26 protein-coding genes and 1 tRNA gene are annotated in these 23,157 nt (G+C 61.2%); 13 read left to right on the top strand and 14 right to left on the bottom strand.

Annotated features, from left to right (window positions below):
* Positions 1 to 123 precede the first annotated feature (123 nt).
* Entirely contained in the window at positions 124 to 738 is a 615-nt protein-coding gene (gene rpsD / locus HQL44_13245) for a 30S ribosomal protein S4 (GenBank protein ID MBF0269545.1), read from the bottom strand.
* Between the two features lie 219 nt (positions 739 to 957).
* Between rpsD and apaG the strand changes: the two genes are divergently transcribed.
* Genes apaG through HQL44_13230 form a run of 3 tightly spaced genes read left to right on the top strand, consistent with a single transcriptional unit; the run spans position 958 to position 2,630 of the window.
* Positions 958 to 1,350, top strand: coding sequence for a Co2+/Mg2+ efflux protein ApaG (gene apaG / locus HQL44_13240; protein ID MBF0269544.1), 393 nt, complete (start codon positions 958 to 960; stop codon positions 1,348 to 1,350).
* A gap of 56 nt (positions 1,351 to 1,406) precedes the next feature.
* Positions 1,407 to 2,075: a GTP cyclohydrolase I FolE gene (folE, locus tag HQL44_13235; GenBank protein ID MBF0269543.1), complete on the top strand. Its 669-nt coding sequence runs from the start codon at positions 1,407 to 1,409 to the stop codon at positions 2,073 to 2,075.
* A 57-nt stretch (positions 2,076 to 2,132) separates the two neighbouring features.
* Positions 2,133 to 2,630: a hypothetical protein gene (locus tag HQL44_13230; protein MBF0269542.1), complete on the top strand. Its 498-nt coding sequence runs from the start codon at positions 2,133 to 2,135 to the stop codon at positions 2,628 to 2,630.
* Here HQL44_13230 and HQL44_13225 read toward each other — a convergent pair.
* From HQL44_13225 to dapD, 3 genes are read right to left on the bottom strand one after another with little or no spacing between them, the layout of a single operon-like run.
* Positions 2,627 to 3,211, bottom strand: coding sequence for a hypothetical protein (locus HQL44_13225; protein ID MBF0269541.1), 585 nt, complete (start codon positions 3,209 to 3,211; stop codon positions 2,627 to 2,629). The genes HQL44_13230 and HQL44_13225 overlap by 4 nt on opposite strands.
* Positions 3,208 to 4,335: a succinyl-diaminopimelate desuccinylase gene (gene dapE, locus HQL44_13220; GenBank protein ID MBF0269540.1), complete on the bottom strand. Its 1,128-nt coding sequence runs from the start codon at positions 4,333 to 4,335 to the stop codon at positions 3,208 to 3,210. Before dapE ends, HQL44_13225 begins: the two co-directional genes overlap by 4 nt.
* Positions 4,332 to 5,174, bottom strand: coding sequence for a 2,3,4,5-tetrahydropyridine-2,6-dicarboxylate N-succinyltransferase (dapD, locus tag HQL44_13215; GenBank protein MBF0269539.1), 843 nt, complete (start codon positions 5,172 to 5,174; stop codon positions 4,332 to 4,334). The genes dapE and dapD overlap by 4 nt, the downstream gene beginning before the upstream one ends.
* 201 nt (positions 5,175 to 5,375) lie before the next feature.
* Here dapD and HQL44_13210 point away from each other — a divergent pair.
* Positions 5,376 to 5,449, top strand: a tRNA-Gly gene (locus HQL44_13210).
* A 25-nt stretch (positions 5,450 to 5,474) separates the two neighbouring features.
* Here HQL44_13210 and HQL44_13205 read toward each other — a convergent pair.
* The 3 genes from HQL44_13205 to dctP all read right to left on the bottom strand — a co-directional run bounded on the left by HQL44_13205 (position 5,475) and on the right by dctP (position 10,678).
* Positions 5,475 to 6,494, bottom strand: a complete 1,020-nt coding sequence (locus tag HQL44_13205; GenBank protein ID MBF0269538.1) for a GHKL domain-containing protein — start codon at positions 6,492 to 6,494, stop codon at positions 5,475 to 5,477.
* 729 nt (positions 6,495 to 7,223) lie between these two features.
* Complete coding sequence (locus tag HQL44_13200) at positions 7,224 to 9,656, bottom strand: PAS domain S-box protein (protein ID MBF0269537.1); 2,433 nt, start codon at positions 9,654 to 9,656, stop codon at positions 7,224 to 7,226.
* Positions 9,653 to 10,678, bottom strand: coding sequence for a TRAP transporter substrate-binding protein DctP (dctP, locus tag HQL44_13195; protein MBF0269536.1), 1,026 nt, complete (start codon positions 10,676 to 10,678; stop codon positions 9,653 to 9,655). Before dctP ends, HQL44_13200 begins: the two co-directional genes overlap by 4 nt.
* Before the next feature lie 149 nt (positions 10,679 to 10,827).
* On the opposite strand from dctP, the gene HQL44_13190 reads away from it, so the two are divergent.
* Both HQL44_13190 and rnd read left to right on the top strand, forming a co-directional pair.
* On the top strand, positions 10,828 to 11,805 hold the full coding sequence (locus tag HQL44_13190; protein MBF0269535.1) for a magnesium transporter CorA family protein: 978 nt from the start codon (positions 10,828 to 10,830) through the stop codon (positions 11,803 to 11,805).
* A complete protein-coding gene (rnd, locus tag HQL44_13185; GenBank protein ID MBF0269534.1) occupies positions 11,805 to 12,986 on the top strand; it encodes a ribonuclease D in 1,182 nt (393 codons plus the stop codon). The genes HQL44_13190 and rnd overlap by 1 nt, the downstream gene beginning before the upstream one ends.
* Here rnd and fliP read toward each other — a convergent pair.
* The 5 genes from fliP to HQL44_13160 form a co-directional block, all read right to left on the bottom strand.
* Positions 12,983 to 13,717 (bottom strand): flagellar type III secretion system pore protein FliP, encoded by a 735-nt coding sequence (gene fliP, locus HQL44_13180; GenBank protein ID MBF0269533.1) that lies wholly within the window; start codon positions 13,715 to 13,717, stop codon positions 12,983 to 12,985. The two genes, rnd and fliP, sit on opposite strands and share 4 nt — an antisense overlap.
* Complete coding sequence (locus tag HQL44_13175; GenBank protein MBF0269532.1) at positions 13,714 to 14,061, bottom strand: flagellar biosynthetic protein FliO; 348 nt, start codon at positions 14,059 to 14,061, stop codon at positions 13,714 to 13,716. Before HQL44_13175 ends, fliP begins: the two co-directional genes overlap by 4 nt.
* Positions 14,012 to 14,338 carry a hypothetical protein gene (locus HQL44_13170; GenBank protein ID MBF0269531.1) on the bottom strand — a complete coding sequence of 109 codons (327 nt, stop codon included), beginning with the start codon at positions 14,336 to 14,338 and terminating at the stop codon, positions 14,012 to 14,014. The genes HQL44_13175 and HQL44_13170 overlap by 50 nt, the downstream gene beginning before the upstream one ends.
* Positions 14,335 to 14,607, bottom strand: a complete 273-nt coding sequence (locus HQL44_13165) for an EscU/YscU/HrcU family type III secretion system export apparatus switch protein (protein MBF0269530.1) — start codon at positions 14,605 to 14,607, stop codon at positions 14,335 to 14,337. Before HQL44_13165 ends, HQL44_13170 begins: the two co-directional genes overlap by 4 nt.
* A gap of 129 nt (positions 14,608 to 14,736) precedes the next feature.
* Positions 14,737 to 14,892, bottom strand: a complete 156-nt coding sequence (locus tag HQL44_13160) for a hypothetical protein (GenBank protein ID MBF0269529.1) — start codon at positions 14,890 to 14,892, stop codon at positions 14,737 to 14,739.
* Between the two features lie 167 nt (positions 14,893 to 15,059).
* Between HQL44_13160 and HQL44_13155 the strand changes: the two genes are divergently transcribed.
* From HQL44_13155 to HQL44_13130, 6 genes are all read left to right on the top strand, one after another.
* Positions 15,060 to 17,498 carry a disulfide oxidoreductase gene (locus HQL44_13155; protein MBF0269528.1) on the top strand — a complete coding sequence of 813 codons (2,439 nt, stop codon included), beginning with the start codon at positions 15,060 to 15,062 and terminating at the stop codon, positions 17,496 to 17,498.
* Entirely contained in the window at positions 17,495 to 17,764 is a 270-nt protein-coding gene (locus tag HQL44_13150) for an RNA-binding S4 domain-containing protein (GenBank protein MBF0269527.1), read from the top strand. Before HQL44_13155 ends, HQL44_13150 begins: the two co-directional genes overlap by 4 nt.
* Entirely contained in the window at positions 17,765 to 18,514 is a 750-nt protein-coding gene (locus HQL44_13145) for a TerC family protein (protein MBF0269526.1), read from the top strand.
* 76 nt (positions 18,515 to 18,590) lie between these two features.
* Positions 18,591 to 18,923, top strand: a complete 333-nt coding sequence (locus tag HQL44_13140) for a ferredoxin family protein (GenBank protein MBF0269525.1) — start codon at positions 18,591 to 18,593, stop codon at positions 18,921 to 18,923.
* Positions 18,924 to 19,212: 289 nt separating this feature from the next.
* The gene (locus HQL44_13135; GenBank protein MBF0269524.1) at positions 19,213 to 19,710 is read left to right on the top strand and encodes a CarD family transcriptional regulator; all 498 of its coding nucleotides are present in this window, start codon (positions 19,213 to 19,215) and stop codon (positions 19,708 to 19,710) included.
* 48 nt (positions 19,711 to 19,758) lie between these two features.
* Positions 19,759 to 20,562 (top strand): hypothetical protein, encoded by an 804-nt coding sequence (locus tag HQL44_13130; protein MBF0269523.1) that lies wholly within the window; start codon positions 19,759 to 19,761, stop codon positions 20,560 to 20,562.
* On the opposite strand, the gene HQL44_13125 is transcribed toward HQL44_13130, so the two are convergent.
* Positions 20,559 to 21,101, bottom strand: a complete 543-nt coding sequence (locus tag HQL44_13125; GenBank protein MBF0269522.1) for an LEA type 2 family protein — start codon at positions 21,099 to 21,101, stop codon at positions 20,559 to 20,561. The two genes, HQL44_13130 and HQL44_13125, sit on opposite strands and share 4 nt — an antisense overlap.
* 109 nt (positions 21,102 to 21,210) lie before the next feature.
* On the opposite strand from HQL44_13125, the gene HQL44_13120 reads away from it, so the two are divergent.
* A complete protein-coding gene (locus HQL44_13120; GenBank protein MBF0269521.1) occupies positions 21,211 to 21,936 on the top strand; it encodes an MgtC/SapB family protein in 726 nt (241 codons plus the stop codon).
* 1 nt (position 21,937) lies between these two features.
* Here HQL44_13120 and HQL44_13115 read toward each other — a convergent pair whose 3' ends face one another.
* Complete coding sequence (locus HQL44_13115; protein MBF0269520.1) at positions 21,938 to 23,122, bottom strand: EAL domain-containing protein; 1,185 nt, start codon at positions 23,120 to 23,122, stop codon at positions 21,938 to 21,940.
* Between the last annotated feature and the right edge of the window lie 35 nt (positions 23,123 to 23,157).

The following is a 23,157-nucleotide window of genomic DNA, read 5'->3' as shown; positions in this document are numbered from 1 at the left end:
GGTCAACTAAACAGAAGGGCGGTCCCAACGGGCCGCCCTTTTCGTTTGCATTTACGGCTTTCCAAAAAACAACAAGGCCCGGCTTTTGGCCGGGCCTTGGCATTCCAAAAAACCTAAACCGGATCAGCGCGAATAATATTCGATGACCAGATTGGGTTCCATCTGCACCGGATAAGGCACGTCGGAGAGCTTGGGGGCGCGGATGAACTTGCCCTTCATTTCCCTGTTGTCCATTTCCAGATAGTCGGGCACGTCGCGCTCGTTGCTGTCCAGCGAGCCCATGATCAGCGCCATTTCCTTGGCCTTCTTGCGAGCCGAGATTTCGTCGCCGTCGCCCACGCGATACGAGGAAATGGTGACGCGCTTGCCGTTGACGGCGATATGGCCATGATTGACCAACTGACGAGCGGCGAAGACCGTGGGGGCCAGCTTCAGGCGATAGACCACGGCGTCCAGGCGGCGCTCGAGCAATTCAATGAGGTTTTCGGAAGTGTCGCCCTTGCGACGCGAGGCTTCCTGATACAGCTTGCGGAACTGGCGCTCGCCGATATTGCCATAATAGCCGCGCAGCTTTTGCTTGGCCAACAGCTGGGTGCCGAAGTCGGACGGCTTCTTGCGGCGCTGGCCGTGCTGGCCGGGACCGTAGTCGCGCTTGTTGACCGGGCTTTTGGCGCGGCCCCACAGATTGAGGCCAAGGCGGCGATTGAGCTTGTATTTAGATGTTGCACGCTTCGTCATAGGGTTTATCCCCGTTTAAAGTTTCAAATGTCCCGGTAGTTCCTGCACCCGAAGCCATTGGCTTGCGTCGCAAGACGGGAATCAGGGCTTTGCCCAGTCCGCATTCCCAGGAAGAGGCGGCACAATACCCGCCTTCTTTGGCTTGTCAAGCCTTTCAGGGGCGTTTTCACCCTCTTTGCCCCCCTGGACGCGGGCAAAACGGCTTCCTAATATAGAGGTATGTACAGCAAGATCACACGCGCCATCACCGTTTCGGTCGAACCCATCTATCTCGAGGATCAGTCCAACCCCGAGGAGAACCATTTCGTCTGGGCTTACCGGGTCAAGATCGAGAACGGGGGGGCGGAAACCGTTCAGTTGCTGCGCCGCCACTGGCGCATTACCGACGCCATGGGCCGCCAGCAGGAAGTCGAGGGGCCGGGCGTGGTCGGAGAGACGCCGGTTTTGCAGCCGGGCGAGAGTTTCGAATATACGTCGGGAACGCCTTTACCCACCGCTTCCGGCATCATGGTCGGCACCTACAAGATGGAAACCGAGCGGGGCGAAGTGTTCGACGTGAACATTCCGGCCTTTTCGCTCGACAGCCCCCATCAGCATTCCTTGCTGAATTAGGGTTTAATCCTGGCGAGGGGTTGTTGTTGCTTAGGGAAGATCCCACCTCAGGCTGACTGGCGACGAGAAACAGGAGACCAGCCTTGACCGCCGAAACCTCGCTGAAGCGCAAAAACGAATCCGCCACCTTGATCAAGCCATCGCGCGAGGAAGCCGAGGCGGCGGTACGCACCCTGATCCGTTGGACGGGCGACGATCCCGACCGCGAGGGGTTGAAGGGCACGCCCGACCGCGTGGTGCGCGCCTACGAGGAATTTTATTCCGGCTACGAGGCCGACCCGGTGGACATCCTCAGCCGCACTTTCGAGGAAACCGACGGCTATGACGAAATGGTGGTGTTGCGCGACATCCGCCTGGAATCCAATTGTGAACATCACATGGTGCCCATCCTGGGCAAGGCGCATGTCGCCTATTTGCCCAACAAGCGCGTGGTGGGCATTTCCAAGCTGGCCCGCGTGGTCGAAATCTATTCAAGGCGCTTGCAGATCCAAGAAAAGCTGACCAGCCAGATCGCCAACTGCATCAATGACGTGCTGCACCCCAAGGGCGTGGCGGTGGTGATCGAGGCGGCGCATCAGTGCATGACCACCAGGGGCGTGCGCAAGCCGGGCGTGACCATGGTGACCAGCCGCATGCTGGGCGCCTTCCGCGACGACCAGTCCACAAGGCGCGAATTCCTGGCCATGATCGGCAACACGGCGCATGGCAGCCTGAGCAACGCTTGATGCGGGGGCGCTTTGGCGCTATGCCAGAGTCCTATGAATTCAGCGCAGGGTGACGCCGTGAAACTTTCCAGGAAAATCGCTGTTCTGGCGGCTTTGGCCGTTCTGGCCGCAGGGGCCGTCTGGTACTTCACCAGGGCCAAGGAAGACGTCGTCGCGGTGGATGCCTGCGCCGCAGAAGGCTGGATTCATCTGCCAGACCGCTTGATCGATGGCGCCGTGCAGACAGTGCCGCGTTCCGACTATACGGTTCTGCGCGGCAAGTTGCAGAAGCTGGCCTGGGAGCGGCTGGCCCTGGCCTCTTATTACCGGCTGACCGACGAGGAAGCGCAGTCGGCCAAAATCGACGCCCGCGACGCCGGGCAGCCCTATTTCATGCGCGCCGTCACCTTCAATCCCGAAAAGAACGACGTTCTGGTCGGAAAGCTGGGGCAGGATTACTTCGTCTCGCATGTCGGGCTGGGGGCTGTCGGGGCGGCCAAGAAATGCTGGCCGATTCTGATCTTTCTGAAAGAGCCGCCCAGCAAGGTCTATATCCACGCCAAGGCGGAAGGTTAGAGGGCGTTGCCCAGGGCCAGCGTGTGGCTCATGCTTTCGATGGCGAAGGACAGCAGCAGGTCCAGCGCGATCAGGAAACCCGTCTGCCAGGGGCTGGCCTGCAAGACCAGACGGGCCAGCCGCCATTCATAGCCGATGATCATGACCAAGGTCATCAGGCTCAGCGTTCCCCCCAACGCATTGGCAAACGAGGGCGAATTGATCAGCAAGGTGACGGGGATGGTGACGGCCAGGATGATGACGCTGGCCCAGTTGTACACCGTGATGTAGCGCGCCCAAAGATGGAGGCGCCCGATCTGGCGCGATACGCCAAAGGCCACCAGCGGGAAGGCCGACCAGCCCATGACGTATGAGATCAGTTCCACCACCAGATAGCGCAGCCCGTCCATGTTCTCCAAGGCGTCCAGCTTGAAGGAGATCAGGGCCAGCATGCCGGGCAGGGCGACCAGGGCCGCGAAGAACGAGCGTTTGCATTCTGCGAAGCTGCCCGAAACCAGCAGAGCGCCCTTGGGGTCGCCCTTGGCGGTCAGCCAAGCGGCCAGCAGGCCGCGTCCGAATTCCGCCTTGGTTTGGGGGTTCATGATGCCAACACCCGTTCCAGCACGCGTCGATAAATCAGGGTCAGGCTTTCCAAATCGTCAAGCGGCACGCGCTCGTCGGATTTATGCATGGTGGCTCCGCCCAGGCCGAACTCGATCACCGGGCAATGACGGGTGATGAATCTGGCGTCCGACGTGCCGCCCGATGTCGAGCGCTCGGGATTTTTGCCGGTGACGTCCTTGATGGCGTCGCACACCGCATCGACGAACGGCCCCTGAGGGGTGAGGAATGATTCGCCCGATACTTCGATGTCCAGCTTCCAATCCGCGTCGCCGCCAGCCTCGGCGATGGTTTTGCGCAGCCAAGCGTCAAGCGAGGCGGAACTGTGCAGATCGTTGAAGCGGATGTTGAAGCCCGCCTTGGCCTGCGCGGGAATGACGTTGGTGGCCGCGTTGCCGGTGTCGATGGTGGTCAGCGTGAAGGTTGAGGGTTCGAATTGCGCCGATCCCTGATCCAGCGGGTTGGCGGTCAGGGCCGTCAAAATCCGCAGCAACCGGGGCAGGGGATTGTCGGCCAGATGCGGATAGGCGGCGTGACCTTGAATGCCGTTCACGGTCAAACGGCCATTCAGGCTGCCGCGCCGTCCCACCTTTACGGCGTCGCCGATGCTTTTGGGATTGGTGGGTTCGCCGACCAAGCAGCAATCCGGCGTTTCGCCCTTTGCATTCATCCAGTCCAGCACCTTGACCGTGCCGTGGGTGGCGACCCCCTCCTCGTCGCCGGTGATCAGCAGGCTGATCGAGCCGGGATGCCCATCTCCCAGGCGCGCCACGGCGGCCACGAAACAGGCGATGGCGCTCTTCATATCCACCGCGCCGCGCCCAAACAGAACCCCATCCACCAGTTGGGCTTCAAAGGGATCGACGCTCCAGCCCTGGCCCGGCGGCACCACATCGGTATGGCCCGCAAAGCAGAAATGCGGGCTGGCGCTTCCGCGCCGGGCGTACAGATTGCGCACCTCGCCGAAGGGCAGATCGTGGCAGGTAAAGCCCAGCTCGGTCAGCGCCCGTTTCAGCACTTCCAGGCAGCCATCGTCCTGGGGCGTGATGCTGCGCCTTTGGATCAGATCGCGGGCCAGGCCCAGGGGGGCTGAAAGGTCGGTCAATCGCGCAACAACTCGTTGATGGACACTTTGGAGCGGGTTCTTTCATCGACGCGCTTGACGATGACGGCGCAATACAGGCTGGGTCCGGGTGCGCCATCGGGCAGGGTTTTGCCGGGAAGGGCGCCCGGCACCACCACCGAATAGGCGGGGACCCGGCCCATGAACACTTCGCCGGTGGCGCGGTCGATGATGCGGGTGGAAGCGCCCAGATAGACGCCCATGCTGAGCACCGCCCCTTCTTCCACGATCACGCCCTCGGCCACTTCGGCCCTGGCGCCGATGAAGCAATTATCCTCGATGATCACCGGGCCGGCCTGCAAAGGTTCCAGCACGCCGCCGATCCCCGCCCCGCCCGATAGATGCACGTTCTTGCCGATCTGGGCGCAAGACCCCACGGTGGCCCAGGTATCGACCATGGTGTTGGCGTCGACCCTGGCCCCCAGATTGACGAAGCTGGGCATCAAGACCACGCCGGGCGCGATATAGGCCGAACGGCGCACGATCGAGCCGGGCACCGCCCTGAAACCGGCCTGCTTGAAACGAGCCTTGTCCCAGCCTTCGAACTTGCTGGGCACCTTGTCGTACCAAGTGGCGCCACCCGGAGCGCCCGGGATCGGCTCGATGTCGTTCAGGCGAAAGGACAGCAAAACCGCCTTCTTCACCCATTGATGGACGATCCAGGTCCCGTCCTTCTTTTCCGCCACCCGCAGCAGCCCCGCATCAAGGCCCTCAAGCGCTGCGTTGACGCAATCGCGCATCGGGCCGGTGGTGGCGATGGTGAGGGTGTCGCGCGCTTCCCAAGCGCTTTCGATGTCGGCGGCAAGCCGGGCGGTATCCATGGCGGGTCCTTGTTTTTTCTATGGTTGGCGAACTGGGGGCCAAGATAGCCCCTGAAAGCCGCCTGTCAACCGCTTGGGGCGGGAAATCGGGGGGGTGAGGGGCACAAACCGCCCAGGAAGCCAGGCCATAACGACCGGGAAATTGCCCGGCCTGCCCCCTTGCCCAAAAGGACCGAACCCCCTATTCTCCCGGGCCATCCTGCGGGTGTAGCTCAATGGTAGAGCAGAAGCTTCCCAAGCTTACGACGAGGGTTCGATTCCCTTCACCCGCTCCAAGCGCATCGCCCCCACCACCAATCCTCACTCCCCTGCCTTGGCGATTTGTCCGCTATAGCCGGGCAGGGTGAAGTAGAAGCAGGTGCCCTGGCCGGGTTTCGATTCCACCCAGATGCGCCCGCCATGGCGCTCGACGATCTTTTTGCAGATCGCCAGGCCGATGCCGTTGCCTTCATAGGTTCCCCGCCCATGCAGGCGTTGAAAGACGCGAAAGATGCGTTCGAAATGCTGGGGTTCGATGCCGATGCCGTTGTCCTGGACGGAAAAGGTCCAGAAGCCATCCTGGCGTTCGGCCTTGATGCTGATATGCGGCGCTCTGGCCGGGTCGCGGTATTTGACGGCGTTGCCGATCAGGTTCTGGAACAGGCGGCTCAACTGGCCTTTGTCGCCGTAAACCAGCGGCAGGCTGGCGCGGTCGGCCTCGATGCGGCATTGCGTCTCCTTCAAGACCAGATCGAGATTGCCCAGCGCCAGATCCAACGCCTTGTCCATCGCCACCGGCAAGAATGGATCGTTCTTGGTCTGCACCCTGGAAAATTCCAGCAGATCGGTAATCATCTGCTGCATGCGCTTGGCGCCATCGGAGGCATAGCCGATAAAGGCGTCGGCGTCTTCGTCCAGCTTGCTTTGATAGCGCCGCCCCAGCAATTGCACATAGCTGGCCACCATGCGCAGCGGCTCTTGCAAATCGTGCGAGACGGCATAGGCGAATTGCTCAAGCTCCGCATTCGAACGCCCAAGCGCCGCATTCGCCTCAAGCAGTTCTTGCGTACGCGTCTTGACCAGATCCTCTTGGATGCGCGCCGTCTCGTCCAGGGTTCTGATATGCGCCTGGGCGCGCAAATATAAAAGAACCATCAGGCCGGAAATGACGACATAGGCCGCGCCATGCTGAACCAGCATGCGCAGGGTTTCCTTTTCAATCGCGGCCAGGGTGGATGCGGCCGGCATGGTCACGCTGATGCCGCCGCGCACGTCGCCCAACTTGTAGGCCTGCGCCGCATGGCAATTGAGGCAGGACTCCTTGACGATCAAGGGCGCCATGAAGCGGAACTGGGCGTTCTCTCCCGATCCCACCTGTTCCAGAAAAGGCGTTCTATCGGTTTCAAAAGCCTTCAGAGCCATGCTTTCCCACTCGTCGGGCGCATTGGCGGGGCGGATCGGCTTGCGGCTGGTGATGTGAAAGGCGATGCCGCCGCGCAACTGGGCGAGTTCCGAAATCTGGCGGGTCATATAGGCCGGATTGACCATGGTCAGATCCAGGCCGTCAGCCTTCAGATCGCGCTTGGGCACGTCCAGAAACGGGTTGGGCTGGTTCTGGGACGAGACAGGCGCATAGATGCCGCCATGGCGGGCGTTCCATTCCCGCGTCACTTCCATCAGGTCGAACAGGCTTTGGCCGCGCTCGCGGGCCAGGGCGTGGAAGTTCTGTTTCAGTTGGGCATGATTGCTGTAGGCCGACAGACAGGCCACCAACGTCCACACCAGCAAGATCAGGGTAAAAATCGCCAACGGCATCCGCCGTTTTCCATTGCCAACAGTCTTTGACTGTTCCGAACGCATTTCTTGCTCTTCTTGCTCTCGCTTGCCGGGATCGACGTGAGAGCCTTATTTCAAGGCGTCGTTTTCAGGGCGCCGTGTTACAGCGAAGTTTCAATCTATACCCCGAATAGAGTTTGCGCAATATAACCAAAGAGATAGTCGATCTCTTCTAAACTGGATTTAAATAAAATTGAAAATAAATGAGAATAAAATAATAGCTAAGGCGGGCGCTCAAGCGACCGGCAGCGAAAGGAAAAAGATCGAGCCTTTTCCAGGTTCTGACTCGAGCCAGATTTTCCCACCGTGGCGCTCAACGATACGTCTGCAGACGGCCAAACCGATGCCGGTGCCGGGATAGGCATCGCGTCCGTGCAGGCGCTGAAAAATTTGAAAGATGCGGTCGAAATATTGGGGGTCGATGCCGATGCCGTTGTCGGAGACGCTGACGATCCAGAACATGTCTTCACGCTTGGCGGCGACATGGATCTCGGGCGGACGCGACTTGTCGCGGTACTTCAGCGCATTGCCGATCAGGTTCTGGAACAGGCGGGCCATCTGGGCGGCATCGGCCTTGACCGTTGGCAAGGGTGTGTCCACGGCGACTTGCGCCTTGTTCTCGCCAATAGACAGATCGAGATTCAACAGGGCCGATTGCAAGGGTTGATTCAGGTCGACCAGGGTCATGGGACTGCCCTTGCGCTGGATGCGCGAATATTCGAGCAGGTCGGTGATCATCTGCTGCATGCGCTTGGCGCCATCGACGGCAAAGCCGATGAAGTCGTCAGCGTCCTTGTCCAGCTTGCCCTGATAGCGTCGTCCCAACAGCTGCACATAGCTGGCCACCATGCGCAGCGGTTCTTGCAGATCGTGCGAAACGGCGTAGGCGAATTGCTCGAGTTCCGCGTTCGAGCGCTTGATTTCGTTGTCGGCTTCCAGTCGGCGCGAAATGTCGCGAAAGGCGATGACGGCGCCCTCGATGCCCGAACCCGCGATCATCGGCGTGGCGACATATTCAACCGGCATCATCGTCCTGTCCTTGCGCCAGAAAACGTCGTTGCCGACCAATTGCGGCTTGCCGTCGGCAAGCACGACATGCATCGGGCAGGTCGATTCCTCGTGCGGCGATCCGTCGGCGTGATGGTGATGCACCAGCTTGTGGCTTTTCTTGCCGATCATGTCCTGGGCGCGGTAGCCCAGCAGTTTCTCGGCGGCCGGATTGACGAAGGCCACGCGGCCCGAGGCGTCCAGCCCCAGAATGCCTTCGCCGACCGCGCTTAGCAGTAACTGGCTGCGCCTGAGCAACGCTTCGATCGTGTCCTTGGATCGTCTGGCGTCGGTGATGTCCTCGACCATGGCGAAAGTCAGGATGGGCTGGTCGTCTTGCTGAACCGAGACGACGCTGACGCGCGCCCAGACCGTGGCGCCGGTATCTTGGCGGCGGTAGCGTTTTTCCAAGCTGTAGCGGCGAAGTCGACCGTCTTGAAGGTCTTGGAATTTGGCCTTGCTGGCGATGGCGTCCTCGGGATGGGTAAAGTCGATGATGTCCCGGCCCACCAATTCCTCGGGCAGCGCTCCCAGCATCTTTGCGAAGGCCGGATTGACGGCCAGGATGCGCCGTTTGGGGTCGGTGCGGACGATCCCGATGTCGGTGGTGTCGTGAATGGCCCGAAGATGCGCCTCGCTGACGCGCAGGGCCATTTCGGCGGCTTGGCGCCGTTGCAGCAAAAGGCCGATCAGAACCAGCGAACATAAATAGGTCAGGATCAGACCTAGAATGACGAAGGTCGTTTTCTGGGCCGTCTGTTCCCACTGGAACAGCAACGATGGCTTGTCGAGCAGAATGGCAAGGCGCAACGGGAAGTCGTTGACTTGGTAAAAGGCGGCCAGCAACTCGTCGTTCTCGAGCCTTTGCAGCCCGCTCATCGCTTGTTTGGGAAACGCCATTCCCTTCAACAGGGGCAGCTTCGAGTAATCGGCGCCGGACGGCATAAGGCTGGGTTGTTCGGAAGCCAGGATGCGGTTCTGGGTATCAAGCAAGGCGATATGGTCCTGCCCCAGCGGGTCTTCCTCGCGGTAGAAGGCGCGAAAGAAACCGGGGTCGATCTCGGCCAGCAAGACTCCCAGGAATTGCCCGTTGCCTTTGTCGATCAGGCGCGACAGGCGGATGGATTCGCGGCCCGACGAATCAAAGCGTCTGGGCAGGGGGCCTTCCAGATAGAACAGCGCTCCGTCGTGGCTGTGGCGGTGGAAGAAGGTTTGATCGGATACGTTTTCCTTGGCGTCCAGCCGTTTGGCGTCGGCGATCAGCTCGCCCTTGGCGTCGTAAAGCGACAAGGTCACCGCCTGGGGCAGGAACAGCAGCCGCTCGTGCAATTTCTGACGAGCCAGTTCCGGCTGCGGGCTGGCGGTCGCCTTGCCCAACTCGCTGGCTAGGCTGAACAGCATCAGGTCCACCGCCTCCAAGGTTCTGGCGGCATGGTCACCCATCATGCGCGCCCTCAGCTCGGAGCTGTGGCGGGCGCTGTCGAAGATGGCTGTTTTCTGCAGGTAGAGGCCGTTCAGCAACAACCCGATCAAGGCCGCCGTCATGATGCCGGAACCGGCGGCGATCAGAAGGAAATTGATTAAGGCTGGGCGTTTCTGACGAAGGTCGAGGGGCGTCATGGCGACCCCTCCAGCAACTGCTCTGCCTGTTTAACCAGTAAGGGATCGATGCCCAGGGTCTTGACCATAGTCGGCTGCTGTTGCATCAGCAGCCTGCGGGACTTGTCCAATTCCTCGGGCGATGGCGTGGTGATCGTCACCCCATTGGCCCTCAATACGGCGCGAGCTTGGGCCTGGGCCTGCCTTGCGGCTTGGCGCGCCATGTCGACATTCGCTTCCCAGGCATCCTGGATGGCCGATTTCAAGTCGGGGTGCAGACGGTTCCAGAATGGCCCCGAGACCATGGGAACATATTGGGCGAAATAGGCGCGGTCTTCGTAAAGATAGCGTACCCCCAGTTCCCACAGCTTGGCGCTGGCCGCCGTTTCCGACGTGGTCACCAGTCCATCGAGATAGCGGCCCTTCAAGGCGTTCGGCAGATCCGGCCAGGGGACGGCAACCGGCTTGGCGCCCTGAGCGATCAGGCGAAGCGCGCTGGCTTCGCCGCCGGGCGTGCGGATGGTCAGGCCGGAAATGTCCTCGATCTTGCGCACGCGCGCTCGCAGCGTGAACAGATGCGCTGCCCCCAAATCGATCCAGCGGCCAAGAACCTTGACGCCCAGATTGTCCTCGATACGCCTGTTGATGTCGGCGCCGATCTTGCCGTCGCGCAGCTTGTCGATGCGCGCCTCGTCCAGGCCGTAAGCGAGCGGCAGGAAGCTCAATCCCGCGTCAGGCACGAAACGGTCCAACTGCCAGACGCCGGGAACCGCCATCTCGATGCGCCCCTGTTCGAGGGCGCGCACCACGTCGCGGTCGCGAAACAGACGGGCCGATGGATGGAATTCGACGGCCAGCGAATCCCCAGCCCTTCGCTTCAACTGCTCGATGAAGCCAGCCACGGCGATGGACTGAACATGATCTTCTGAATTCTCGGTCGAGATGCGCAGAACGGGCACCCCCGCCTGGGCGAAAGCACAGGGCGACCAGAGCGCGAAAAACAGAAACAGCCCCAGGAATGCATTACGGGCTGGGCAGAGCATCGGTCGTAGGCCTCTTGCTCGAAGGGTTCGCTGACGCCCGACTTTACTCCTTCTTTTGGCCGAACGGAAGGATGGACCCGGGAGTCGAAAGAGTCTAGGATCGGGCGGGAATTGGTGAAATTCTTGGGCATAGGGCGTTCGTTCCAATCATGATGGCAGTTTACTATCCTTCCAACGAGCGGCTCGAACGGGGCGATGCGGCGGCCCTGGTCCGCCATCCCTTGTGGATCGATCTGCTGGATCCCACCCGCGACGAGGAAATGGCCGTCCAGAATCTGTTGGCCATCGATGTGCCGACCCGCGAGGAGATGCAGGAAATCGAGGCCACCAGCCGTCTGTACAAGGAAGACAACACCTATTATCTGACCGCGCCAATCCTGACCTATGCCGACGGCCCGCACCCCGAAAGCACGGCCGTTACCTTCATTCTGGCCCGTGCCTGTTTGGTGACCGTGCGTCACGCCACCCCGCAGCCTTTCCTGACCTTTCCGCAGCGAGCGCTTCGCCAGAAGGGCATTTCGCCCTCGGCCGACGCCGTGCTGGTGGGGCTTCTCGAAACCGTGGTCGACCGGTTGGCCGACGTGCTGGAGCGCGTGGGCAGCGATCTGGAATTGCTGTCGCGCGAGATTTTCCGCCCGTCGCTTCCCGCCCGCCACGCCAAGCTGCGCCAGGACAGGGATTTGCAGGCCACGCTGCTGCGCGTGGGCCGCAGCGGCGATCTGGCGTCCAAGGCCCGAGACAGCTTGTTGGGCATCAGCCGCATGCTGACCTTCCTCAATCAGGCGACCGAGGAATGGAACGAGGTCGATACCCTGATTCGCGTCAAGTCGGTCACGCGCGACATCGGCTCGTTGTCCGAGCACGCGACCTTCACCTCCAGCAAGGTGACCTTTCTGCTGGACGCCACGCTGGGCATGATCAATATCGAGCAGAACGCCATCATCAAGATCTTCTCGGTGATGGCGGTGGTCTTGATGCCGCCCACGCTGATCGCCAGCATGTATGGCATGAACTTCAAGCATATGCCGGAACTGGATTGGGTTCTGGGCTATCCCTGGGCGCTGCTGCTGATGGTGGTGTGCGCCTTTCTGCCTTACCTCTATTTCAAAAGGCGTGGCTGGCTTTGATGCAAGTGATTACCACAACCCAGGATTTGCAGCGCTTTTGCAGCAGTCTGGCTTCTGCGGCTTTTGTGACGGTGGATACCGAATTCATCCGCGAAAAGACCTTTTGGCCGCAATTGTGCTTGGTGCAGATCGCGGGTCCCGACGAAGCGGCGGTGATCGATCCCTTGGCCGAGGGAGTCGATCTGTCTTCCTTGGCCGAACTGCTGGTCAATCCCGATGTGCTGAAAGTCTTCCATGCCGCTAGGCAGGACGTGGAAATCTTTTTGCATCTGTTCGGCGCCGTGCCCACGCCCCTGTTCGACACCCAGGTAGCGGCCATGGTCTGCGGCTTTGGCGAGTCCGTTGGCTACGAGACGCTGGCCGCCAAACTGGCCAAGGCCCGCATCGACAAAAGCCTGCGCTTTACCGATTGGGCCAGACGCCCGTTGTCCGAGCGTCAACTGGCCTATGCGCTTTCCGACGTCACTTATCTTCGCGTCGCCTATGAAAAGCTGGCCGCCCGGCTGGAACGGACGGGGCGCACGGTTTGGGTGGCCGAGGAAATGGGACAACTGGCCGATCCCGACACTTACATCGTGCCGCCCGAGCTGTTTTGGCCGCGCTTGAAGCCGCGTTCGACCAATCCCCGCTTCCTGGCCATTCTGCGCGAGGTTGCCGCTTGGCGCGAGCGCGAGGCCCGCGAGCGCGATCTGCCCAGGGGCCGCGTGATCCGCGACGAATCCCTGGTCGAAATTGCGGCGCACGCGCCCAAATCAATCGATGAACTGGCCCAGGTTCGCGGCCTGTCCCGATCGCAAGCCGAGGGGAAATGGGGCCAAGCCCTGCTGGCGGCCGTTGCGGCGGCCCAGGCTCTGCCCGATTCCGAATGCCCGCACCTCGATCCCAAATCGGAGCCGCCCAAAGGCATCGGGCCTTTGGTCGAATTGCTGCGCGTACTGTTGAAAACCGCCTGTGACAAGGAAGACGTGGCGCAAAAGCTGGTGGCCAGCCAATCCGATCTGGAGGCCATCGCCGCCGACGACACAGCCCAGGTTCCAGCCCTGCATGGCTGGCGCTTCGAAGTCTTTGGGCAGTTGGCGCTTGAACTTAAGCATGGGCGGCTTGGCCTGACCTGCACGCCCGACGGCAAGGCGGTGCGCATGCTGAAGTTGGATGGCAACGGTGCGAGCGTCTCTTCCTAACCGCCGAAACTTTTGACGAGACTGCCCGCCAGCAAATACCAGCCGTCGATCAGCACGAAGAAGATGATCTTGAACGGCATGGCGATCATGGTGGGCGGCAGCATCATCATGCCCATCGACATCAGCACGCTGGAAACCACCATGTCGATGATGACGAAGGGCACGAAAATCAAAAAGCCGATCTCGAAGGCGCGGCGAAGCTCGCTGATCATGAAGGCGGGGATCAAGACCTGATAGGGTGTGTTCTCGCGCGCTTCCGGCATCGGGGTTTTCGATATTTCAAGGAACAGGCCGATATCCTTGTCCCGGGCGTGCTTGAGCATGAATGTGTGGAACGGTTTGGCGGCGCGCTCCAAAGCGACCATTTCCGACACTTTGCCCGAAACGAGCGGCGCGAAGCCCTGGTCATAGCTTTCCTGGAAGGTGGGCGCCATGATGAAGAACGTCAGGAAAACGGCCAGACTGGCCATCACCATCTGAGGCGGCGTGTTCTGCGTGCCCAGCGCCGTGCGCAAAAAGGACAGCACCACGACGATTCTGGTGAAGCTGGTCACCATGATCATGATCGACGGGGCCACGGTCAGGATCGTGGTCAGAATGATCAATTGCAGGATGCGGCCCGTGGTCGAGGAGCCATCGCCCATGTCAAGCGTCACCGACTGGGCGAAGGCTGATTCCGGCGCAAGGGCCAGCAGCCCAAGGGCGACGAGGGCGAGGGACCAGCGTTTCATGGTTTCGTCTCCGCCAAGGAAGGGCATATGCCGGTTTCGATCACGGTTTCGTTAGCAACGCCCAAAAGAATCAGATGTTCCGTTTGGTCGCGCTTGATCAAGACAAGCCTGCGTTTGGCATCCAAGGGGGCCATCTCGACGATGGACAGGCGCTTGCTCTGGCCCTTGACGCGCGGGGCGACGTTCAATCCCATGCCGAAACGGCGAACCGCATATCCGATGGCCATGATCAGCCCGACGACGAAAAGAAGGGCCAGAAGGTAGCGGATATAGGCGTCGGCTTCCATCCTTGCCTCAATCCAGGCGACGATAGGCGGCGGCGCCGCCGCCGCCGGTCCGCTCAAGCGCCAGCAGGGTGTTGCGGGCCTCAATGTCCTGGGTCAATGCGTCCAATTCGCCGCTCAAGCTGTTTAGGAATTCCCCAAAGCGCGAAGCCTCGTCCTTGGGCATGAGGGCGATGCGTTCGCACAGAAAGGCGATGCGCGATTCCAAAGCGCCCAGGTCCAGGAACCGCCCTTCGGCCAGCAGACGGCGCGCCGCCCCGACCAAGCTGGCGGCTAGGCTGGCGTCGCGCTCAAGCAGGCAGGCGGCGCTGTCTTCAAGATGGGGGTTTGCGCTCATGCGCCACCTGGGGGCGTGGGGGGCAACTGATTGTTGGCCTTGTAGACATAGGCCAGGATTTCCGCCACCGCGAGATACGCCTCGATGGGGATTTCGCTATCGACATCGACGGCGGTCAGCATCTGGGCCAGATCGGCGTCTTCTCGCACCTTGATGCCCTTGTCGAAGGCGATTTCCAAGATGCGCTGCGCGACATATCCCTTGCCCTTGGCGATCACCCGGGGGGCTTCGTCGGACGTATGCGGGTCGTAGTCCAACGCCACGGCGATGGTGCTGTCCACCGGCGGTAAGGCGTGGGGCTTGTCGTCGGCGTCTTTGCTCAAGGGATCTGGCCAAGGTTATTGGTGCGAACTCGGCCAGTGTGGCTTTCCCGAGTAAAGATTCCGTTTAAGCAGAGTCTAAACCCGGCAAACGGCCAGCTTGACGGTCAGCGCAGGGTCCACGGCCCACAGGGCCAGCCATTCCTCGTTGGTGGCTTGGCGCTCGCGGCCATTGGCCAAGCGGACGACGACTTTGCAATTCTCGTCAACGCGGTAGTCGATGATCTTTCCCATGGCACCCTCTCACAGGCGGTTTATTTCCGACTATCATAGTCGGGAATACGGAGGAGTCAATACCATAGTTGCGTGGTCGGGAATTGTCGGCAAAATGGGGATTGAAACATGTCGGCCGGGTCACGATCCTTGGGACGGGCAGAATTTCCCGGACGGACACCAAAGGCATGTCGCGCATTGTGGCCGTTCTTGGCCCCACCAATACCGGAAAGACCTATCTGGCGCTTGAGCGCATGATGGGCCATGCCTCGGGCATGATCGGTTTTCCGCTGCGCCTGCTGGCACGCGAGAATTACGAGCGGGTGGCGGCGGTCAAGGGCAAGGACGCCGTGGCCCTGATCACCGGCGAAGAACGCATCTTGCCGCCCAAGGCCCGCTACTTCATCTGCACCGTGGAAAGCATGCCGCTTGACCGTCAGGTCGAGTTCCTGGCGGTCGATGAAATCCAACTAGCTGCCGATCCCGAGCGCGGACATGTCTTCACCGACCGACTGCTGAAGGCCAGGGGCCTAAGCGAGACCATGTTCCTGGGCGCCGCCAGCATGAAGGGGCTGATCCAAAGTCTGGCGCCGCGCACCTTGTTCGAAAGCCGCCCCCGTTTCTCGAAGCTGGAACATGCGGGTCCCAGAAAATTGCTGCGCCTGCCCCCCCGCTCGGCCGTGGTGGCCTTCTCGGCTTCGGAAGTGTACGGCATGGCCGATCTGATCCGCCGCCAAAAGGGCGGGGCCGCCGTGGTGCTGGGGGCGCTGTCGCCCCGCACGCGCAATGCCCAGGTGGGGCTTTATCAGGCGGGCGAGGTCGATTACCTAGTCGCCACCGACGCCATCGGCATGGGGCTGAACATGAATGTCGATCATGTCGCCTTTGCGGGCCTGCGCAAATTCGACGGGCGCGGTCCGCGCGCCCTGGCCGCCAGCGAATTGGCGCAGATCGCGGGCCGGGCCGGGCGTCACATGAAGGATGGAACCTTCGGCAGCACGGGCGATTGCCCTGACCTGGCGCCAGAAACCGTCGCCAACATCGAGGGGCACTTCTTCCCCCCCATCAAGGCGCTGATGTGGCGCAACAGCGATTTGCGCTTCATTTCCGTGTCGACATTGCTGGCCGATCTCGAGCGAAGCCCAAAGGTTTCCGGCCTGATGCGCGCTCGCGACGCCGAAGATCACTTGGCCCTGCTGGCCCTGTCAAAGGACGAGGCGGTGATGGCCAGGGCGGATCATCACGACCGCGTGCGCTTGCTGTGGGACGTGGCGCAGATTCCCGATTTCAGGAAACTCAGCATCGACGAGCATGCGCGCCTGTTGACCCAAATATTCCTGCACCTGACCAGTCACCACGGCCATATCGACGAAGATTGGCTGAACCAGCAGGTGAAGCGTCTTGACCGCATCGACGGCGAGATCGATCACCTGTCGGCCAGGATCGCCGGCATCCGCAGTTGGACCTATGTCGCTCACCGCGCCGATTGGGTCCGCGACCCGCTGGCCTGGCAGGAACGCACGCGGGCCATCGAGGACAAGTTGTCGGATGCCCTGCACGAGCGCCTGATGCAACGCTTTGTCGATCGGCGCACCTCGGTGTTGGTCCGGAAGATGAAGGAAGGCGGAAGACTTCCCGCCCAGTTGGGCGAGGATGGCGCCGTCCAGGTCGAGGGGCATGCGGTCGGACATCTGTCCGGCTTCAGTTTCACGCCGCAGGCCGCGGACAACGCCCGTTCGGCGCGCACCCTTGCCCAAGCGGCCGAGAACATTCTGTCCCACGAACTGTCCAGCCGGGCAGAATCCCTGATCGGCGAGCAGGGAACAGGTCTGTCCTTGGACGATGCGGGGCGCATCCTGTGGCAAGGCGCCGCGGTGGCCGGGCTGGCGCGCGGTTCCTCGGTCCTGGCGCCGCTTCCCGTTCTGATCGGCGGCGACAGCCTGGACAAGGAGACGCGCCAGCGGCTGGTTTCGCATTTCAAGGACTGGGTGGACGGCTTGCTTGAAAAGGCCATGCCGGGTCTTTTCGCCCTTGCCCGCGCGGACCTAAAGGGGCCTGCGCGCGGCTTGGCCTATCAGTTGGTCGAGGGCTTGGGCATGATCGAAGCGAAACAAGCCGAAACCCTGGCCAAGGCACTGACGCTCGATCTTCGCCGATCCTTGGATCATCTGGGCGTGCGCCTGGGCAGGCTGAACATCTTCCTGCCTGCCCTGCTTAAACCAGCGCCGCGCCGCCTCAGATCGATCCTGTGGTCGGTCTGGACGGGAAATGCGCCCGCGATGGCGCCGGCATCATCCATTTCCTGTCTCTTCGATCCCCAAGACCCAGGGGCTTGGAGGGCCATCGGCTTCGTCCCGCTGGGCGGCGTTTGTCTGCGCGCCGACAAGGCCGAGGAATTGGCTAGGCAGTTGGATCGGCTGTCGGCTTTGGAAGGACCCTTTCAACTGCCGCCCCAACTGTGCCAACTGACCGGCTTGCGTCCAGAGATTCTGAAAGACGCGGTTTCGGCGCTGGGATATCGCGCCAAGGACGGTGGCTTTTTGCCGTCCAGAAGGCCGCAACGACGGAAAAGCGTGGATAAAAGCGATGCGTCGCCCTTTGCCATCTTGAAAAGCCGGTTCGGATGAACGATACCCAGCGGCTGGATAAGTGGCTGTTCTTGGCTCGTTTCACGAAAAGCCGGACTTTGGCGGCGGCCTGGTGCGACGATGGTCTGGTGACGTTGAATGGCCAACCGGGCGCCCGGGCGTCGCAAGGGCTTCGCTTAGGCGACGTTCTGATCCTGCCCTGGGGGCGAGATATTCGGGCCGTGCGCGTTCTGGCCTTGGCCAGCAGGCGCGGCCCGCCAAGCGAAGCAAGACAGTTGTACGAGCTTTTGGAAGGGGAGAGTTGAATGATCGAGTTGCTGTACGATCCCGCGGTGTGGGTCAGCTTTACGACCCTGGTGGCGCTGGAAATCGTGTTGGGGGTGGACAATCTGGTCTTCATCGCCATCCTGTCGGGCCGCTTGCCTGCCGAACAGCAGCCCGCAGCCCGCAAGATCGGTCTGGCTTTGGCCCTAATCTCGCGCCTGTTGTTGCTGTCGGCCCTGGCCTTCATCGTCAAACTGACCCAACCACTCTTCGAACTGTTCGGCCATGTCGTTTCCTGGCGCGACCTTGTGCTGATCGCGGGCGGCATGTTCCTGCTGGTCAAGGCGACTCATGAAATTCACAACAGTCTGGAAGGCGAAGGCGAGGGCGGGGATGGCAAATCCGCCAAGGCCAAGGCGGCTTTTGGCATGGTGGTCGCCCAGATCGCCGTTCTGGACATCGTCTTCTCGCTCGATTCCGTGATTACCGCCGTCGGCATGGCGCAGGAACTGGCGGTCATGGTGGCTGCCGTGATCGTGGCCGTGATCGTCATGCTGGTGGCCGCCGAACCTCTGTCGGCCTTCGTCAGCCGCCACCCCACCGTGAAGATGCTGGCCCTGTCCTTCCTGTTCCTGGTCGGCATGACCTTGGTTGCCGAAGGTCTTCAATTCCACATTCCCAAGGGATACATCTACTTCTCGATGGGCTTCTCTATCCTGGTCGAACTGCTCAACCAGATGTCCAGGCGCCGCAAGGGCCGAAAGCCGGTGGCGCTACGAAAGACCATTTAGCCGAAAGGGTTGAGTTGCCCTTTGGGGCGTGCTAGACCCGCCTTTGCCTCGTCACCATTGTATCGGGATAAGTCCAATGGCCTATGTCGTCACAGAGAACTGCATCAAGTGCAAATATACGGATTGCGTCGAGGTTTGCCCCGTCGACTGCTTCTACGAGGGCGAGAACTTCCTGGTCATCAATCCCGACGAGTGCATCGACTGCGGGGTCTGCCAGCCGGAATGCCCGGCCGAGGCGATCTTCCCGGATTCAGAGCCCCAGGGTACCGAATGGGCCGAGGCCAACGGGAAATATGCCAAGGAATGGCCGAACATCACCAAGAAGATTGCGGCTGCTCCGGACGCCGACAGTTGGAAAGGCAAGAAGGGCAAGAAGGGCGACCTGAGTCCCAATCCGGCAAAACGCTGATAAATCAGCTGCTTACTGAGATCCTTAACGCTTCGTTACGCTTTTCGCTGTATTTTAGGCGAATTGCGTGATATACACATACCGACACGCGCCGATAGGGGCTTTCTCTAAGGAAAGCCCCTTATCATGAGCGCGGACCGTCGGGCGCGTTTCGCCCCATTGGTACGCTAAGACGAGCTTTGAACCGCCAGTCCTTGATGGAGCGGGGAGGGGAGTCGTCATTAACGGCCAAGGACTTGAGATGAAGCGTGCCCGGAAAACTCGGGCTTTTTGAGGGAAGTTGACCAGCATGGCCAGCAGCAACACGTTCAGCACCGGCGACTATGTCGTGTATCCCACCCATGGCGTCGGTCGGGTGATGGCGCTTGAGACGCAGGAAATTGCCGGGATCAAGTTACAACTTTACGTCATCGGCTTCGAAAAGGACCGCATGACCCTGCGCGTGCCGGTCGCCAAGGCCCTGAAGTCGGGGCTGCGCAAGCTCTCGACCCGCAAGGTGATGGAAAGCGCTTTGACCACGCTGCGCGGTCGCGCGCGCGTCAAACGCACCATGTGGAGCCGTCGCGCCCAGGAATACGAAGCCAAGATCAATTCCGGCGATCCGGTGTCGATCGCCGAGGTGGTGCGCGACCTGCACCGCAGCGCCAGCCAGCCCGATCAATCCTATAGCGAACGCCAGATTTATGAGGCGGCGCTGGATCGTTTGGCGGCCGAACTGGCCGCCGTTGAGCGGATCGACGCCGCCGCCGCGACCAAGCGGCTGGAAAGCCTGCTCGAAGCGGCGTAACGACCGCGGGGGCGGTCATCCTTGTTGGTGGGGGGGAAGCCAACAGCCATGGCCGAGATCAGAAACTTTGCCGAGCTGAAATCCGCAACCCGGATATGGGCCATCGCCAGCGTGCATGGCGAAGCCGAGCGGCTGGCCCGCTTGCATCAAGCCTTGGCCGGCAAATTCCAGCCTACGGATCAAATCGTCTTTCTGGGCAATATCCTGGGTGTTGGCCCCAATTCCGGGTTGGCGTTGGAAGAAGCGCTGCTGCTGCGCCGCCATGTCATGGCGCTTTCCGAAGCCGAGGAACCTTGCGTTCACTTCCTGCGCGGCGCCCAAGAGGAGATGTGGCAAAAGCTGCTGATGTTGCAGATGGCGCCCAATCCCGGCCAGGTGTTGGATTGGATGGAAGCCCAGGGCATCGGTTCGACCGTCGCCGCCTATGGATCGTCAGTTGCCACCGGTCGTCAGTCGCTGCGCGAGGGGATTCTGGCCTTGACACGCTGGACGAACGGTCTGCGCGAGTCCTTGCGCGTGCGTGACGGACACGCGCAGTATCTGTCGTCGCTTCAGCATGCCGCCTACACCAATCCGGCAGGCCTGCTGTTCGTCAGCGCGGGCATCGACGTCGCCCGTCCGCTGGCGGCGCAGGGCGACGCCTTCTGGTGGGGCGGTGGAAGCGGTTTCTCCGCCCTGGATCGCTCGTTCGAAGGGTTTCGTTTCGTGGTGCGCGGCTTCGAACGCAGCCATGCCGGACCCCGGGCCGACGCTTTCACCATCTCGCTGGACAACGGAGCCGGTTTCGGCGGCGTCCTGATTGCCGCTCTGTTCGACGAAGGCGGCCAACTGGCCGAACTGATCGAAGCCTAAAGCGGTTCCAACATCAGAATCTCGCCCATCGGCTTGGGGCCGGGTTTGTCGTTCAGGCCGGGGATCTGGTTGCCAGATTGGTTGCCGCCCAATTTCAATTTGCCAACCTGGGTAAAGGGCGCGGAACGGCGCATCAGTCCAAGCCCGCTGTAAAAAGCCGTACCGTCCAGTTCATAGGTCAGCGCCTGGATGTTTCCCATATTCAGGAACTGGTTCAGCACGTCGAAGGTGCTGATCACCATCGTGGCTTTCATGGTGGCGTCGCCCAGCCGGGGCACGGTGATCGATTCATTGCTGACGCCGCGCGCAAAAGGCTCGCCGTTCAGCTTGATGTTGAACTTGGCGCCATCCAGCGGCAGGGACTGATCGTTGGGATTGCGAAGCCGCAAGGTAACCAACGCTTCTTGCTCGAACAGGCCCATGCGGCCGATCCTGAGGTCGGCCAGCGAGACGATGGGCGGCTCGACATCGCCGACCATGGCGCAGGAAGAGGCCAGGAAGGCAAGGCCGAGGGTCAGGAAAGAACGGCGGCGGATCATGCGGGCCTCGTTGGGCGGCTGGACAATGACGTCACACTGCCTGCCAAGAATGGCAAAAGCAAGGCAGAGAGGATAGGATCGGCAAAACGCACTTTTCCAAGGATGTGACATGGACCTGCTCATGGCCTACTGGTCGGGACCGGAACTGATCGCCAACGGCATCATTCTCCTGCACTTGCTGGGGGCGGCTGCTGTCGGCATCGTTCTGGGCTACGAACGCACCTATCACGGTCGGGCGGCGGGGATGCGCACCTATGTTCTGGTCTGCCTGACTTCGACTGCCTTGACGGTGATCAACGCCTTTCCCGGACTGTGGTACGGCGGCCTGATCGAAGCTCCATCGACCGGCGATCCGACGCGCGTGGTTCAAGGCATTCTGACCGGCATGGGTTTTCTGGGGGCTGGCGTCATCATGCGCGACGGATTTTCGATCCGCGGCCTGTCCACCGCCGCCTCGCTGTGGGCCACAACCGCCATCGGCGTGCTGATCGGCGTGGGATTCTATGCCGCCGCCATCGCCTCAACCCTGATCGCCATTTTGGTCATGAGCAGTTTTCGCATGTTGGAACGCGTTCTGCCGCACCACCGCGTCCTGCATCTGATGGTCGCTTCGCCGCGCAACGCCCCGTCGCCCGAAGGCTTGGTGCGTCAACTGGCCGACGGACTGGGCTACAAAATCAGCGAATGGTCCCTGGCCATGGACCCCGGCGTGCAGCGCTTCGACGGACAGTTGGTGTTGGCTGGCGCCCGAGAGGATCAATCCCAGAAAATCGTCGAGACGCTGGCCAAGGCGGAGAACGTGACCGAATTCAGATTGTCGCCGCAAAGGAACTGAATTAGAGCGTGCCGTGCTTTTTGAGCCAGCCGGGGAAGTCGCCAGCCGGCAAAGGCATGGCCAGGAAGAAGCCCTGCATCAGTCCGCAACCGGCCAGTTTCGCCTTGTCCATTTGGGGCAGGGTTTCGACGCCTTCGGCCAGAATGGACATCTTGCACTCGGTTCCCATATGAACCATCGATTCCAGAAAACGGTAGGCTTCCGGCTTGCTGTCGATTTCCGAAATGAAGCTGCGGTCGATTTTCAGCTTGCTGAAGGGAAGATGGCGCAGCCAGCCCAGCGACGCATAGCCGGTGCCGAAATCGTCGATGCTGAGCTTGACGCCCATATTGATCAGCTTTTCCAGAATGGCGCGGATGCTGTCCATGTCCTGGACGGCAGCCCCTTCGGTCAGTTCGATTTCCAGCCAGTCGGCAGTCAGGCCGTGACGGTTCAGCGTTTCTTGGACCAGATCGGCGAAGGTTGAGCGCTGCAAATCGAGCGCGCTGACATTCACGGCCAGCCGGATGGGCGGCATGCCCGCCCGCTTCCATTCTCCCGCCTGCCGACAGGTGGCCTCAAGCACCCAATTGGTGATCTCGCCCATCAAGCCGCCCGCCTCGGCGGTGCCGAAAAATTGGCCGGGCAACAGCAGGCCGTTCCTTGGATGCTGCCAGCGGATCAATGCTTCGGCGCCGGTGATGCCGCCGCTGGAAAGATCGCATTGGGGTTGGAAGAAAACCCTGAACTGACCGTCCAGCAAGCCATCATGAAGAGCGCGAACGTCACGCAGAAGATCGATGCTGGGATCGAAACTGCCGGGGACCCGCTTTTCCATTTCGTAGCGCATGATAGCGCTTTCGATGGCTTCGGTCAGAACGTCCGGGGCGACGGGCTTGGTCAGAAAACGGAAGATCGCGCCTTCGTTGACGGCGGCGATGGCGGTTTCAAAATCGTTGGATCCCGAAAGCACCATGCGAACGGTTTTGGCGGCGCGGGCGCGCATCTCGGCCAGCAATTCAAGGCCGCTCATGCCCGGCATGCGCAGATCGCTGATGATCGCCGCGAAGGGACCGTGGCCATCCAGCAGCAGCAGCGCCTCATCGCCGCTTTGCGCCGTATGAACCTCGAACCGTTTGCTCAAATGACGCCGCAGACCGTCTAGAATGTGCGGTTCGTCATCGACGAGAAGTATTTTCCTGTTCAAATTCGCCGGTTCCTCTCACCCGGATAAGAGAGACT

Source organism: Alphaproteobacteria bacterium (genome assembly GCA_015231795.1).
In the GTDB taxonomy this organism is placed as follows: domain Bacteria; phylum Pseudomonadota; class Alphaproteobacteria; order Rhodospirillales; family WMHbin7; genus WMHbin7.
Note: the sequence above shows the minus strand (reverse complement) of the source record. Positions and strands in the feature narration are given on the sequence as shown.

Coding starts and splice junctions, on each gene's coding strand:
- rpsD (MBF0269545.1), bottom strand. CDS start 738: ATGACGAAGCGTGCAACATCTAAATACAAGCTCAATCGCCGCCTTGGC.
- apaG (MBF0269544.1), top strand. CDS start 958: ATGTACAGCAAGATCACACGCGCCATCACCGTTTCGGTCGAACCCATC.
- HQL44_13225 (MBF0269541.1), bottom strand. CDS start 3,211: ATGAACCCCCAAACCAAGGCGGAATTCGGACGCGGCCTGCTGGCCGCT.
- dapD (MBF0269539.1), bottom strand. CDS start 5,174: ATGGATACCGCCCGGCTTGCCGCCGACATCGAAAGCGCTTGGGAAGCG.
- HQL44_13205 (MBF0269538.1), bottom strand. CDS start 6,494: ATGGCGCCCTTGATCGTCAAGGAGTCCTGCCTCAATTGCCATGCGGCG.
- HQL44_13200 (MBF0269537.1), bottom strand. CDS start 9,656: ATGACGCCCCTCGACCTTCGTCAGAAACGCCCAGCCTTAATCAATTTC.
- dctP (MBF0269536.1), bottom strand. CDS start 10,678: ATGCTCTGCCCAGCCCGTAATGCATTCCTGGGGCTGTTTCTGTTTTTC.
- HQL44_13190 (MBF0269535.1), top strand. CDS start 10,828: ATGATGGCAGTTTACTATCCTTCCAACGAGCGGCTCGAACGGGGCGAT.
- rnd (MBF0269534.1), top strand. CDS start 11,805: ATGCAAGTGATTACCACAACCCAGGATTTGCAGCGCTTTTGCAGCAGT.
- fliP (MBF0269533.1), bottom strand. CDS start 13,717: ATGAAACGCTGGTCCCTCGCCCTCGTCGCCCTTGGGCTGCTGGCCCTT.
- HQL44_13170 (MBF0269531.1), bottom strand. CDS start 14,338: ATGAGCGCAAACCCCCATCTTGAAGACAGCGCCGCCTGCCTGCTTGAG.
- HQL44_13160 (MBF0269529.1), bottom strand. CDS start 14,892: ATGGGAAAGATCATCGACTACCGCGTTGACGAGAATTGCAAAGTCGTC.
- HQL44_13155 (MBF0269528.1), top strand. CDS start 15,060: ATGTCGCGCATTGTGGCCGTTCTTGGCCCCACCAATACCGGAAAGACC.
- HQL44_13150 (MBF0269527.1), top strand. CDS start 17,495: ATGAACGATACCCAGCGGCTGGATAAGTGGCTGTTCTTGGCTCGTTTC.
- HQL44_13145 (MBF0269526.1), top strand. CDS start 17,765: ATGATCGAGTTGCTGTACGATCCCGCGGTGTGGGTCAGCTTTACGACC.
- HQL44_13140 (MBF0269525.1), top strand. CDS start 18,591: ATGGCCTATGTCGTCACAGAGAACTGCATCAAGTGCAAATATACGGAT.
- HQL44_13135 (MBF0269524.1), top strand. CDS start 19,213: ATGGCCAGCAGCAACACGTTCAGCACCGGCGACTATGTCGTGTATCCC.
- HQL44_13130 (MBF0269523.1), top strand. CDS start 19,759: ATGGCCGAGATCAGAAACTTTGCCGAGCTGAAATCCGCAACCCGGATA.
- HQL44_13125 (MBF0269522.1), bottom strand. CDS start 21,101: ATGATCCGCCGCCGTTCTTTCCTGACCCTCGGCCTTGCCTTCCTGGCC.
- HQL44_13120 (MBF0269521.1), top strand. CDS start 21,211: ATGGACCTGCTCATGGCCTACTGGTCGGGACCGGAACTGATCGCCAAC.